Annotated in this window: 11 protein-coding genes; 9 read left to right on the forward strand and 2 right to left on the reverse strand. The window is 62.0% G+C overall.

Annotated features, from left to right (window positions below):
- Window positions 1-313: 313 nt before the first annotated feature.
- Window positions 314-1,603, forward strand: a complete 1,290-nt coding sequence (locus JY500_RS11595) for a UvrD-helicase domain-containing protein (RefSeq protein WP_206252474.1) — start codon at window positions 314-316, stop codon at window positions 1,601-1,603.
- A 44-nt stretch (window positions 1,604-1,647) separates the two neighbouring features.
- Here the strand turns inward: JY500_RS11595 and istB are convergent, their stop codons facing one another.
- Together istB and istA are read right to left on the reverse strand one after the other, a co-directional pair.
- On the reverse strand, window positions 1,648-2,478 hold the full coding sequence (gene istB / locus JY500_RS11600; RefSeq protein WP_206252475.1) for an IS21-like element helper ATPase IstB: 831 nt from the start codon (window positions 2,476-2,478) through the stop codon (window positions 1,648-1,650).
- Entirely contained in the window at window positions 2,475-3,974 is a 1,500-nt protein-coding gene (gene istA, locus JY500_RS11605; RefSeq protein ID WP_206252477.1) for an IS21 family transposase, read from the reverse strand. The genes istB and istA overlap by 4 nt, the downstream gene beginning before the upstream one ends.
- 1,369 nt (window positions 3,975-5,343) lie before the next feature.
- On the opposite strand from istA, the gene JY500_RS11610 reads away from it, so the two are divergent.
- From JY500_RS11610 to JY500_RS11645, 8 genes are all read left to right on the forward strand, one after another.
- Window positions 5,344-6,090 carry a hypothetical protein gene (locus JY500_RS11610; protein ID WP_206252479.1) on the forward strand — a complete coding sequence of 249 codons (747 nt, stop codon included), beginning with the start codon at window positions 5,344-5,346 and terminating at the stop codon, window positions 6,088-6,090.
- An 8-nt stretch (window positions 6,091-6,098) separates the two neighbouring features.
- The gene (locus JY500_RS11615; protein ID WP_206252481.1) at window positions 6,099-6,494 is read left to right on the forward strand and encodes a hypothetical protein; all 396 of its coding nucleotides are present in this window, start codon (window positions 6,099-6,101) and stop codon (window positions 6,492-6,494) included.
- 37 nt (window positions 6,495-6,531) lie between these two features.
- Window positions 6,532-8,697, forward strand: coding sequence for a type VI secretion system Vgr family protein (locus JY500_RS11620; protein ID WP_206252490.1), 2,166 nt, complete (start codon window positions 6,532-6,534; stop codon window positions 8,695-8,697).
- Window positions 8,698-8,704: 7 nt separating this feature from the next.
- Window positions 8,705-10,153 (forward strand): DUF2169 family type VI secretion system accessory protein, encoded by a 1,449-nt coding sequence (locus JY500_RS11625; protein WP_206252492.1) that lies wholly within the window; start codon window positions 8,705-8,707, stop codon window positions 10,151-10,153.
- On the forward strand, window positions 10,146-10,502 hold the full coding sequence (locus JY500_RS11630; RefSeq protein WP_206252493.1) for a DUF4150 domain-containing protein: 357 nt from the start codon (window positions 10,146-10,148) through the stop codon (window positions 10,500-10,502). Before JY500_RS11625 ends, JY500_RS11630 begins: the two co-directional genes overlap by 8 nt.
- Window positions 10,499-11,479 carry a polymorphic toxin type 15 domain-containing protein gene (locus tag JY500_RS11635; protein ID WP_206252495.1) on the forward strand — a complete coding sequence of 327 codons (981 nt, stop codon included), beginning with the start codon at window positions 10,499-10,501 and terminating at the stop codon, window positions 11,477-11,479. The genes JY500_RS11630 and JY500_RS11635 overlap by 4 nt, the downstream gene beginning before the upstream one ends.
- A 17-nt stretch (window positions 11,480-11,496) precedes the next feature.
- Window positions 11,497-12,153, forward strand: coding sequence for a GAD-like domain-containing protein (locus JY500_RS11640; RefSeq protein ID WP_206252497.1), 657 nt, complete (start codon window positions 11,497-11,499; stop codon window positions 12,151-12,153).
- A gap of 348 nt (window positions 12,154-12,501) precedes the next feature.
- Window positions 12,502-12,693: a hypothetical protein gene (locus JY500_RS11645; RefSeq protein WP_206252499.1), complete on the forward strand. Its 192-nt coding sequence runs from the start codon at window positions 12,502-12,504 to the stop codon at window positions 12,691-12,693.
- Window positions 12,694-12,774 lie beyond the last annotated feature (81 nt).

Consider the following 12,774-nt stretch of genomic DNA (forward strand, 5'->3'; position numbering starts at 1 on the left):
AGGCGGACTGATATCTCGTGGGGCCGGAGTCGGCCCCCGTCCTCGGCAAGTAGAGTGACGTCACAAAACCGTATCGGACTCAGTCCGGGCACGATATGGCGTTCATCATTGCGGATCGCACCCAAGCGATAATATTAAAGTTATCTGTGTCGCGGTTGGCAGACCCCAAGTTGGCGAGTCGGGCACCCGAGGAAGCGTAAACTCCCGCCGCTTCTTCTGCCGAGAGGCATCACCAAAGACCTTCATTGTGTCCGGGGGACCATGGCCTCCCGGGAACCATCTGCCTCTCTCGTATGAACCTTCTGACGTCACCATGACCCCTAGCGAGCCTCGATTCAAACCGACCAATTTCCCGCCGACTGACGAGCAGTTGGCGATCCAGACGCACCGAGAACGGAAAGTGGTTGTGGTAGCGGACGCAGGTGCAGCGAAGACCACGACCTTGGCGCTGCGACTCGCAGAGTCGCTGCGGCGCCAGGTCGCGCCAGAGCATCTGCTCGGTCTGACCTTTTCGGATGAGGCAGCCGCAGTGCTGCGTGGCCGTCTCGAGGAAATCGGCGTCGCTCCGACGCTCGCCCGGCATGTTCGGATCCAGACGTTCCGTGCTTTCGCCCTTCAGGTGCTCGCTGACCAATTCAACGATCGCGCGCCGGTTCGTGATCGGCCAGAGGAGTTGGCTCCCATGGTTCGCGAAGCGGTTCGCCACGTGCGCCGGCGTGCGGAGGCAAGATGTGTCGCAATCAGTTCGGCGCTACCCGAATACAACGCTCAGATCGCCGAGTTCCTCGAGATCTCCCAATTCCTGAAGGCGCAGATGTATGGGCTCAATGACGCTGATGAAGAGAACGCCGAACCCATTGAGGAGCACGCGCGCGAGCGTGACATCGATCCGTTCCTGTTGAGACTGCACGTTGAGGTAGAGCGCCAGCGCCGTCTCGTCGATGTGATTTGGCGGACATCTGAGGACGCCGTCTTCGATTTGGTTCGTCTACTCGATCAGTCCGCGTCCAGCGCCCTGCCAGCGTTCCGCGTCATCGTCATCGACGAGATGCAGGACATGAACCCGATCACCGCCCGATTGGTCGAGCACATGGAGCGCGCACCGCGCACCTTCATCACGGCGGCTGGTGACTTCGATCAGGTCATTCATAGCCGTCGCGGTGCGACCGTCGACTTCGTCATGTCATTAGTGAATGCCGCTGGCGTCGAGCGAATGCGACTGAGCAAGACGTTCCGTCATGGGCCTGCGATGACCCACGCTACCGCGTACAAGAAGACAACGCCCACGGAGTCAGGGCGCGTCGTTCGCGCCGACATCTGGGTACGCGAATACGTGGCATCCAACCCGGCGACTGCTGCCCCACACGTTGTGAAGGCGATCAGGGCTTGGCGCAAGAGTGACGAGGCAAACAGATCGGAGGACCAGGCTGTCATCCTGCGCAGTCCGCATCTGTCGATTGAAATCGAGAGCGCGCTGATGACCGAGGGTATCGCGTACCGCTGCGAGGGATTCGACTCTTACTTGGTCAGACCCGAGACACTCGTGCTGCGTGGCATCGTGGCTTATGCGCTCAAGGCCCCCAACTTGTTGAGGATCACCTAAAACTGACCCAGCGCGATCATTGAAAATTGACCCACCCTGCAAGGCTACCCGAGGGGGCCTTGGTCTGTGAAAGTCAGTTGTTCCTGCGGTTCGGTTTTTCCTCCTTTTCGTTTCTTGGATGATGCGGCGCGAAGTGCGTCAGCGGTGGTTGTGCTGTGCCGGAAGCGCCAGGAATCGTTGCCCGTCTCCACGATGTGGCAGTGATGGGTGAGGCGATCGAGGAGCGCCGTGGTCATCTTCGCGTCGCCGAACACGGAGCCCCACTCGGAAAAGCTGAGGTTGGTGGTGATCACAACGCTGGTGTGCTCGTAGAGCTTGCTCAGCAGGTGAAATAGCAAGGCGCCACCCGCCTGGCTAAACGGCAGATAGCCGAGCTCATCGAGGATCAGCATGTCGGCGTACATCAGCCGATGCGCGATCTGTCCGGCCTTGCCGGCTGCCTTCTCCTGTTCGAGCGCGTTCACCAACTCAATCGTGGCGTGAAAGCGCACCCGCTTGCCGTGTCGCTGCACCGCTTCCACGCCGAGCGCGGTAGCCAGATGCGTCTTGCCGGTGCCGGGACCGCCAATGAACACCACGTTGTGCGCGGCTTCGGTGAAGGCCGTGGTGTGCAGCGTATCGAAGAGGGCTTGGTCGACGCGTGCGGCCGCAAAATCAAAGCCCGCCCGATCGCGATGCGCCGGGAAGCGCGCCGCACTCATCTGATAGGCGATCGAACGCACCGTGCGTTCGGCCGTTTCAGCTTCGAGCAGTTGTTCGATGAGCGCCTCGGGGCCGAGCGCAGCATGCTGGCAGCGGGCCAGCAGTTCCGGCCAGTTGGCCGCCATGCCATGGAGTTTGAGCGCCTTCAGGCGCATCACAATCGCGTTGCTCATTGCAGCCCTCCGCGCAGTCGGTCGTAGCGATCCACATCGGCCCGCGGCTCCTCGCTGAGGGTCAGCACCAAGGCGGCGGTTGATACATGCTTGGGCGTGCCCTCCTTGAGCCGCGCGAGCACGTTGAGGACATGCTCGGCGCTGGGGCGGCCGGCCTCCAGCGCGAGTTCGGCCGCGACCAGCACGGCGTCGAGCCCATGGATCGGCACGGCCGCGAGCACCTGCGCCATCACGCGATCTCCCCCGGCGTGGCGCAGCAGGTGACGCTGCAGGCGCTGCAGCGCCTCGGGCATGACGCGAAACGGTGCGCCGTTGCGCAACGCACCGGGTTTGGTCTGCACCAGGTCGATGTAGTGACGCCAGTCGTAGCGCGTCTGATCGCGCTCGAAACAGCGCGGATGACGCGCGACTTCGATGCCACCTTCGGCGATCAGCGCGAGCTCTTCCGGATAGATGCGCAGGCTCAACACGGCATTCACGTGTGCGGTCGGCACGCTATAGCGATTGCGCTGGAAATGAATCAGCGCGGTGTGCGAGACGCGTACCGGGTGTTCGATGTAGCCATCGAAACGTTGGGCGAGCGGCAGCAACTGGGCGCGCTCATCCTGCAGCACGTCGGCGACAGTCAGCAGCGGCCAGTCCGGATGCGCAGTGTCTTCCCAGCTCTGGCGACAACGCGAGGCGAGCCAGTCGTTCAGGTGCGCCAGATCCGGCCAGCGCTGCTCGGCCGCCTCGCGCCAGATCGTGCGTCGCTGATCCTGGACGTTCTTCTCGACAATCCCTTTCTCCCAACCGCTGGCGCGGTTGCAGAACTCGGGCTCGAACAGGTAGTGCGAACACATCGCGGCGAAGCGTGCATTCACCGCACGCGCTTTGCCGACGCCGACCTTATCGACAGCCGTTTTCATGTTGTCGTAGATGCCGCGCCGCGGCACACCACCGAAGGCGCCAAACGCGCGTGCATGCGCATCGAACAACATCTCATGGCTCTGGCTCGGGTAGGCGCTAAGCCAGAACGCACGCGAGGCGGCAAGCTTGGTATGCGCGACTTCCAGGCGCCGACGCAGGCCGCCGATGAAGACGTACTCGCAACTCCAGTCGAACTGGAAGGCTTCCCCGAGTTCGAAGGCGAGCGGCACAAACGCCGCACGCCGGGGCGCGGCCGCCTGCGCTTCGCGCCAGCGGCGCACCCATACCACCACGCGCGGGTAGCTGCCGCAATAGCCCAACGCCTGGATCTGCTCGAAAAGCGCTTTGGCCGTACGACGCTCGCGCACCGGTCGATGCGCATCGGCGCGCAGCGCCGCTTCCAATTGCTCGGCCCACGGCGCGACCACGCTGGGGCGCTCGCGCTTCGCGTACCTCGGTTCGGTTACGCCCTCCTGGCGCAACCACTCACGCACGGTGTTGCGCGACAACCCCGTGCGACGACTCACCTCGCGGATGGACAGTCCATCGCGCAAATGCAGCCGCCTGATCTTGGCCAACATGCCCACGCTGATCACTCCTGTTTCCCCCGCTCAGCTCAGAGCGGGACAGTGTCTCTACGTGGGTCAGTTTTCGGCGATCGCGGACCCTATAAGTGGGTCAGTTTTTGGTGATCCTCAACACCTAGACGGCATCGCCCGGCTGCAGGTTCCCCAACGTGATCTGCTTAAGGTCCGCGCGGGCGCCACTTACCAGCGCCGCGCGTTGCCCCTCGGAAATCGCTGCCTCGTAGCCCGCCGCTGCCTAGCGACGAGCCTGCACCAACCCGCTCAAGCAACGCTCGCCGATCGTAAGCTCCAGGTCCACCCGCGACCCAACCCTGAGCGACCCCAGACGCCGCGGCGTCTCGGGACCATCAGGCGCGCCGCCGTCGAGTAACTCGGCAATCCGCTAATGTGCGATGCCTGCCTCAGTCCAGCGGCGGGTCTATAGCAAAGATTTAGGAGAAGCTGGTCGTATTACCCGCCACGGCGCTAGCCGTGAAGACGGCTATGGACGGTACCTCGACGACTAGCTAGACAGCCCACCCCTATGCAGCGATTCGCGCACAGTAACGGGGGGAATGCTAGCACTCCTATCCGCAGAGGCCCTGCGCAATTCGACCGTTCAGGTTTCCCCACCGATGAAGTGCCCGCACCAATTGGGATGCGCCGGTTGGACGTCAAGAGAAGCTTCGGCGCAGCGGTTGCCTCGATCTAGGGTGTTGGCTCGGGGTTGTCTGACAGAGGTCGACGATATCTACAATGGACTCCGCGTCAGTTCTTGCTTGCACTGATCGGCGCAGCGATCATCCGAGCGCGACCAGCCCACCCAATCACGCTGACGGTGCGTCTTAGCGCGACAGGCGCTCGATCGGTTCTATTTGAGAGAGTCCGACCTCCTACGCCCCTGAAACGCCCCAGTTTCAAACACGTCGGCGTAAGACGGCTATCTGCACAAGCGCAAGCTGGCCTTCACCATGCTGACCGGCATGATCCATTCGATCTAGCGTAGCCACCGTGGGCGAGCGAGGCCGCCCTGGGCCAGCGCGGACAACTCGGGCCTGCGCGCCAGCTTGGGTCAGCTTGGTCGATTTTGGCCAGCGTGGTCCATTAGGCCAGCAAGTTCTGTGGGGTGCTTCGTGTTCCGTCTCCAGCAATCGCTTCACGCGATGAAGATTTCGCATACGAGCGGATAACTATTTGGCATAGTTGCTGGTGCCGCTCGCCCTAGAATCCGCGCTGCTCCCGCTCTGACACGCAAAGCTGCTCTCTACCCGTGAAGCACTGTTGGTTCGGCCGTGGTTTGGGTCGGCCGGCGTTGAAAGCCCGCGCTCCAGAGATGGGGGCACCTAAGTATCACGCGCTCGCGCTGAGCGCCCACTGACTGCCGATCAACATGCCGAACTACCTGCTCGGAAGCGCGCCGCCGAAGATCAAGCCGGACCCGGGCTCCGGGGCCTGGTGCAGCGCCCCGCAAACGGCGCAGTACCTGCTCTACAAGCGCGCCTTGGAGATGGCGATGGACACGCACGGCCTGGATGTCACGATTGGCGTCGATGCGGTCCGTCACATGCGGCACTACCTCAACAACACGGGCAACGACTACACGCTGAACATGCCCGAGTTGCTGGGCAAGTCTGCGCAATTGCGCAGTCAGTTCGACAGCGAGTTGGCCTTGGCCAAAGCGTTCGCCCAAACCCTGCGGCCTGGCCGCCAAGCCATCACCTCCGGTGCGCTCGGGCATGGCTACTTTCGCCAGCGCGACGACACGAACCTGTTCTTTGCGATTGGCGGCTACTCCTACTGGGGTCAAGGCGCTGTGCAGATCGATGCCGCTGAGAAGGACGAATTCGCGTACACCCTGGACTTCGACTTCCACTTCTATGACCGCTACAACTGGGACGGCGGCAAGTCGGTTCGCCTCGCCGGCATCACGATCACCGACGAGGCGATGCAGAGGTTTCATCAGCAGTGCTACGCGAAGGAGTTTGATGTCCGTGGCGTACTTCGCAAGCGGGTCGCCTGGAGAGCGCCGCGCCCAGTCTTCGCACCGGAGACCGTCGGCAAGTCCAGTAAGACGGTGACCCCCAAGCCCGCTCTGGGCGCTAAATCCTCCAACCCGTTTGCCATCCTGATGCAATGAGTGATGCCATGCCGCGTGGCCATCGCTTACTGGCCGCTGCCAGCCTTGCGCTGCTCCTTATTGCCTTTGCACTCCTTGCCATGGCGTGGCCACCTGCGCAGCGCTACCAGAACCTGATCGCAGTCAGCTGGGGAGACGGCACCCAAGGCAAAGCCCTCTACGGTGCCTACGTCTACGCCGAGCCTGATGGTGCTGGCGTGCGGGTCACAGCCACTGTCTATGTCGGGCGCCCGACGCTCTGGCAGAGCTATGAGCACACGCCGATCGTGCTGGGTACCGCCGCCGACGACATTGAGGCCGTAGCGCGCTGGGGGCACATTGCATGGTCGGAACAAGGCGTCACGTTTGGCACCGGTGCGGACGCACGCACGATTCCGCGTCTCGACCTGGAAAGCCACCGCTGACGCGCACGCCTACGTATTCGCCCTTCGGACCTCGTCAATGACTGTCTACGACTCTGCCATCGCAGCGACGCTCGCGTCCTTGCTCGGCGCACAGCATAAGCGCATCCTCACGCTCGCTTTCCCCGGCAATGACGGCCCGGCGGCGCAACTGCTCGCCAATCAGCTCAGTGCCACCGAGCGCATGTCGCGCGACTTCGAGTTCGTGGCGGAAGTACTCTCGGACGATGCCTCGCTCGAACTCAAGGATCTGATCGGCAAGCGCGTCACACTTTCGCTGGTGCGTGAAGATGGCAGCCTGCGTCATTTCAATGGCCATGTGTTCGAGTTCAGTCTGGAGCGGGTAGACGGCGGTCTGGCCTTCTACAAGATGGTATTGCGGCCGTGGCTCGCGTTCCTGCGCCACCGCTTCGATCACTACCTGTTCCATGACCAGAACCTCGAGGCGCAGCTCAACGCCATCTTCGGTGACTATCCCCAGCAGGATTGGCGCTTGAGGGTGATCGGTGCGGATGCGCCGATGACCTTCGCCTGCCAGGCCGGAGAGAGTGACTACAACTACGTGCATCGCCGACTCGAAGCGCGTGGCTGGAGCTATTGGTACGAGCACCGGGCCGATGGCCACACCTTGGTGATCGGTGACGACACCACGCAAGTGTGTGAAGCGATCGACGGCGAGCCCTTCATGGTCTGGCAAGCCGAAGGCGGCTCTCAAGACGACGACGGGATTGCCAACCTCACACCGGTACGCCAGGTCGCCTCAACGCGCTACAGCGCCCGCAGCTTCGACTTCAAGAACCCGCATCCGCTTAGCGCCGACGTGCCCACGCTCAACCAGCAGGGCGAGCTGCCCGCGATGGAAGTATACGAATACGCCGGCGCCTACGGGTTTCAGAACAGCGGCGAAGGCGATGCGTTGGTCAAGCTGCGCATGGAAGAGATCGAGGCCGCCACGAAGCGGTTTGAGGCAAGCGGCAACGAACGCTATGCCCAACCCGGGCGGCACTTTACCTTGCGTGGTCACTTCGACTTCGGTGCCATCGGCAGCGGCGGCACCGACGCCCAGTTGCTGATCCTCGACACCTACCATCACGTCACCAACAACTACGAGATGGCCGCCCACGGCGGCGACAGCACGCCGGCCTATCGCAACGTCTTCACCTGCCTGAGGAAGAAGATCCCCTGGCGCCCGGGCCGCGGCTACAACAGCGTCGAGCCCAAAGTCTACGGGCTGCAGACCGCCACGGTGGTCGGTCCCGCCGGGGAAGAGATCTACACCGACGAATACGGCCGCGTGCGCGTGCAGTTTCATTGGGACCGCGAGGGCGGCTACAACGAGAAGAGTTCCTGCTGGCTGCGGGTCGCCACCGCCTGGGCGGGGGCGAACTTCGGCATGACCAGCATTCCGCGCATCGGCACCGAAGTCATCGTGCAATGCCTCGATGGCAACCCCGATCGGCCGCTGATCACCGGCATGGTGCCCAACGCCGAAACGATGGCGCCCTGGAGTCTTCCCGCCAACAAGACGCAAAGCGGCATCCTCACGCGCTCCACGCCGAAAGGCTCCTACGAGAACGCCAACGCGATCCGCTTCGAAGACAAGAAGGGCTCGGAAGAGCTTTGGCTGCACGCCGAAAAAGACCAGCGCATCGAAGTCGAACACGACGAGTCCCACTGGGTCGGTCATGACCGAGCCAAGACCATCGACAACAATGAAACGGTGCACGTTAAACACGACCGCACCGAGACCGTCGACAACAACGAAACCATCACCGTCCACGGCAACCGCACCGAACGCGTCGATCACAATGAAACGATCTCGATCGGCGACAACCGCACCGAGGATGTGGGGCAGAACGAGACCACCAGCATTGGCGCCAACCAATCGGTTTCAGTAGGTCAGTGCAAGACCGAAACGGTCGCGATTGCCAAAGCGCTCACCGTGGGTGCAGGCTATGCGGTGACGGTCGGTGGCGCGATGAACACCGCAGTCGGCTTGGCTCAGCTTGAACAGGTCGGGCTCTCGAAGAGCACTACCGTCGGCAAGAAATACAGCATCAACGCCGGAGACGAACTGGAGATCACGGTCGGGCAGGCCAGCCTGGTCATGAAATCCGACGGCACCGTGCTCATCAACGGTACGCGTTTTGATTTCAGCGCCAGCGGTGCGGTTCAGATCAACGGCAAAGACGTAGACATCAACTGAGGCTGCCATGGAATTTCGCAACCTCACGCCATTCGATGCGCTCTGCTTTGCCTCGCTCGATGCCCAAGATACGCCGCACCGAACCATCGTGATGCGGGTGGGCTACCGCATCACGCTCGACGCACAGGGCGCAACCGTGCTCACTCCGATGGATGAGGATGCGGTACCGCTCTGCATCCAGGACGAATGCTTCGAGGCGCTCAACACCAGCAGTCCGCGCCAGGAAAGCGACCTGGCGCCGTACAAACCGGCTTGCGACATCATTGTGATCGGCAGTGCCCATACGCCGCAGGACCACCCGCAGCCCCAGGTGCGCGTCAATTGCCGGATTCAGCGCCCGGATGGCGCGATGCCTATTCCTGAGCGACCGCGCGGGCTCAACCCCTTGATGGCTCCCTCAACCGAAGCGCTTGATGCCTGGAAGGATGCCAAGCAACGCGCCCAACGGACGCCCAAACCCGGCGAGGTGCTGCTCGACAAAACCCTGATCGTGACTGGCGAGCGATCCTTTCGGCGCCTGCCCTGGCCTCTTGCCCCGCTCGGCAAACTCGTGCAGATCCTGAGCTTGGGCGTCATGAAGCCCACGCCGTGGCGTCTGACCGCTCCGAAACCCTTCACCACCTTGCCGCTGCGGTACGAATACGCCTGGGGCGGCCAGAGCCGGATCAACGCCGGCGAGGCAGCAGCCAAGCGCGTCCCGAAGAATGCGCGCCTGACGCCGACGCAGCGCGCCGAGCATCCGGATGCCCAGGCGCCCGAGACTCAACAGGCCATTGCGCACGACGCGTGTGAGTACAACCCACTCGGGCATGGTGCCGTCAGCAGCTGGTGGTTGAAAGCCACACGCACGCGCAGCGTACCCGCACCACGGATTGAACGGCCAAGCGCACGGGTGAGCGCCAGAGACTTCTGGCGGCACGCACAGAAGCCTAGCGCGACACCTCCCACCGCATGCCAGCCTGCAGGCTTCGGCGCCCTGGCCCGGCCTTGGCAACCGCGCCGCGCGCTCGCTGGCACCTACGATCAGCACTGGCTCGACACACGCCACCCCAACCTGCCCGAGGATTTTGACTTTGGCTACTGGAACTGCGCCCCCGACGATCAGCAAGTGCCCTATCTCGTGGGGGACGAACAGCTCAGCTTCACCAACCTTTCTGCTGCCGACACACCGGGCGTGCAGCGCGATCAGAACGGCAACAGCGTGCTGCGCTGCGCGCTGCCGCGGCACCGTGCTTTCGTGCTGACGCGCTGGCACGACGGCCTCTTGCTGCCGCTGCCCATGCGCATCGACACGCTCATCGCCGACCTCGATGCCCAGCGCATTGATCTGGTCTGGCGCCTGGTCTTACCAGAGTCCTTGCCGATTCGGGTCGCAGAAACCCGCTACGAGGTCAATCCGCAAGCCCCCCTGGTGCGCATGGCCAAACCCCGCACAGAGGAACGCGTTCATGGCTGATCAAGTCATCGCGCGCAAAGATACGCAATGGTTGGTCGTGAGCCTCGCGCCCGACGTGTGCAAAACACCGATCGGCAACAGCACTCCTCCGATTCCCTATCCGGTAATCGCCAAGCTGGGTGACGCCGTGGCGGTGGTACCCAATGTGCGAGCCAATGGGGCACCGCTGGTGGTCTTTGACCAAAGCAAAGTGCCCAGCACGATCGGGGACGCCGCAGGCGTGGCCAAGGGCATCAAGAGCGGTACGGTAGGCGGCACCTGTTACCCGAAGGCCCACTCCGGCACGGTGCGAGCCAAAGGTAAGCCGATTCTGCGTCATGAGGACGAATTCTGGATGAACGGCTCATGAGCAAGGGCAACACCGTCGGCAAGATCGTTGGCACACCCAGTGCGCCCAAGATCCCTGCGGCAGAGGCCAATCCACCGGTCAAGGCTGAAACCGCGGCAGAAGCCGGCACCGGCGCACAGATTATGGACGGCGTTCAGCTCGGGCTGGATGTCGTAGGACTGATCCCCGGTGTGGGCGAAATCGCAGACCTGGCCAACGCGGGCATCAGTGCCGCGCGCGGCGACTGGATTGGGGCGAGCCTTTCGCTCGCCTCGGCCATTCCGTTCGCCGGCTGGGGCGCCTCGGCCGCCAAGGCAGGCCGGCGCGGTGCGAAAATGGCGGCAGAGGCCGGCGCCAAAGCGACCAAAGAAGCCGCCGATCGCGCAGCGAAGGAAGCAGCCGAGAAGGCTGCAAAAGAAGCCGCGGAGAAGGCGGAGAAGGAAGCGGCGGAGAAGGCGGGCAAAGGCAAGGATGGGGGGAAGGTCAAAGCCCAGCGAATGAAGGAGCACCAGGTCAAGTGCTTCAAGAAGAACTCAAAAGGCGACCCAGCCGAATATGATCGGCAACTCCTTGATCAGGAGCGCGGCCTCAATAAGTTGAGTATCAAGGAGTACCTGGAAGGTCGGGCGAAGTACCAAGAGATTGGGCGGCATGGGACCGGGGCGGCACAGCAGAGGGCCAGAGCTGAGTACAGCAAGGAACTGACTGAGAGGTTCAAGAAACAACTCAACAAGCAAGGTGTTCTGGGATCGGAGGCCCAGCAACAAGCAGCAGCAATGGCTACCGACCGAATGAAGACTCTGGCTGCCCTGCATAACCCCGATATGATTGCTGGCGGCAAAGACGTGGTGACTTCAATGGGAGATAAGGGCGTCAATTCATCCATCGGCTCACAGTGGAAAGATCGTGTAGGTGAACTCGACAAGGCCGCCAAGGAAGTCCCGGCACATGAGCGTGGCGACACGAAGATGAATGCCAAGCTGAAGCGCTGCAAATAGCAAAAGGAGACGTGCGCATGGATCAATTCATGGAGAACTTTCTAGAGTACGAAGGTTTTGGACCGCCCATAGCGCGGCGTGACGTACCGCCAGAGAAAATCGCCAAGTTCCGCGGCAAGCTGCCTGACAAGCTCCTGGAGTACTGGCAAGAGTACGGTTGGTGCGGCTATGCAAAGGGTTTGTTCTGGACAGTGGATCCAGACGAATGGGAAGAGGTGCTGGATGACTGGATTGGGGATACGCCGTTCATGGAACGGGATGCCTACTACGTCATCGCGCGGTCGGCTTTTGGAAAGCTGGTTTTATGGGGTACCAACAGTGGACAGTCCTTAAGGATCAACGCACCCGACGGGCTTGCCTTCCCTGCTTTCGATCTGGAAGAGTTCAAAGAAGACGGTCCGGACCTAACCTTACAGCTGTTTTTCAGCAGCACCTCTCGCGATACCTACGATGTCACCGATAGCGACGATCAGCCACTGTTCGAGCGCGCTTTAGCCACACTCGGCCCCCTTGACCACGACACCATGTACGGCTTCGTGCCCGCGCTGGCCCTTGGCGGTGAGCCCTCGCTGAACCGGCTGCAAAAGCTCAACGCTCATATACACCTGAGCATCCTTTCGCAAGTTACCGAGTTGCAAGTCATGGCCGACGTGGCGCAGATGGCTAAAGGCTGAGACAGGTCATGCGCCCCGGCTCGCCAGGCGGGCCGGCTGCTGCGCAAATGACGTCAAACATCGTGACACCGGAACTTCACCAATGGATGTCACGCAAATATTCCGCCTTGAACCCTATGTCGGTGTCGAGGCCGTTAAGTTTGGTATGTCACCGGATGAGGTCGAAGGCCTTTGGGGGGCACCTGATCGAACCAGTTCGAATGCCCTAAAGGAGCGAGTCGAATACAGAAGCGGTGTATCGGCGACTTATTCAAAGGAGAATGCCCTAGTGGAGCTGGGGTTTCCGCGGACATGCACCAATCGCTCTGTGCGTGGTGTTGCCGTGTTCTCCCCCCAAAGATAGACCGCTTGAAGGAGCTCCTGCTTCTCGACAGTCAAGTCTACGAGGATGTGGGGATGCTTGTGTTCAGGAGTCTTGCCATCTCTGCATCCGGGTATTTTCATCAGGACGACTCGGATCTTGCGATTGCCGCTTTTGCATCCGGACGATGGGACGAGGATTTTGATGAAATGGCGGTTGAATCGCCCCGGACTCCTTAGACACATTCTTGCCGCTCACAGCGGCCTGATTCTTTTTTATGCTCAGCCCGTAGCGGTGCGCGATCGACGCGCTGCCAATTA

It is taken from the genome of Niveibacterium microcysteis (assembly GCF_017161445.1).
Taxonomy (GTDB): domain Bacteria; phylum Pseudomonadota; class Gammaproteobacteria; order Burkholderiales; family Rhodocyclaceae; genus Niveibacterium; species Niveibacterium microcysteis.

Excerpts from the sequence above, each read along its gene's own strand:
- JY500_RS11640 (WP_206252497.1), top strand. The coding sequence starts at position 11,497 with ATGGATCAATTCATGGAGAACTTTCTAGAGTACGAAGGTTTTGGACCG.
- JY500_RS11625 (WP_206252492.1), top strand. The coding sequence starts at position 8,705 with ATGGAATTTCGCAACCTCACGCCATTCGATGCGCTCTGCTTTGCCTCG.
- JY500_RS11615 (WP_206252481.1), top strand. The coding sequence starts at position 6,099 with ATGCCGCGTGGCCATCGCTTACTGGCCGCTGCCAGCCTTGCGCTGCTC.
- istB (WP_206252475.1), bottom strand. The coding sequence starts at position 2,478 with ATGAGCAACGCGATTGTGATGCGCCTGAAGGCGCTCAAACTCCATGGC.
- JY500_RS11595 (WP_206252474.1), top strand. The coding sequence starts at position 314 with ATGACCCCTAGCGAGCCTCGATTCAAACCGACCAATTTCCCGCCGACT.
- JY500_RS11610 (WP_206252479.1), top strand. The coding sequence starts at position 5,344 with ATGCCGAACTACCTGCTCGGAAGCGCGCCGCCGAAGATCAAGCCGGAC.
- JY500_RS11620 (WP_206252490.1), top strand. The coding sequence starts at position 6,532 with ATGACTGTCTACGACTCTGCCATCGCAGCGACGCTCGCGTCCTTGCTC.
- JY500_RS11630 (WP_206252493.1), top strand. The coding sequence starts at position 10,146 with ATGGCTGATCAAGTCATCGCGCGCAAAGATACGCAATGGTTGGTCGTG.
- JY500_RS11635 (WP_206252495.1), top strand. The coding sequence starts at position 10,499 with ATGAGCAAGGGCAACACCGTCGGCAAGATCGTTGGCACACCCAGTGCG.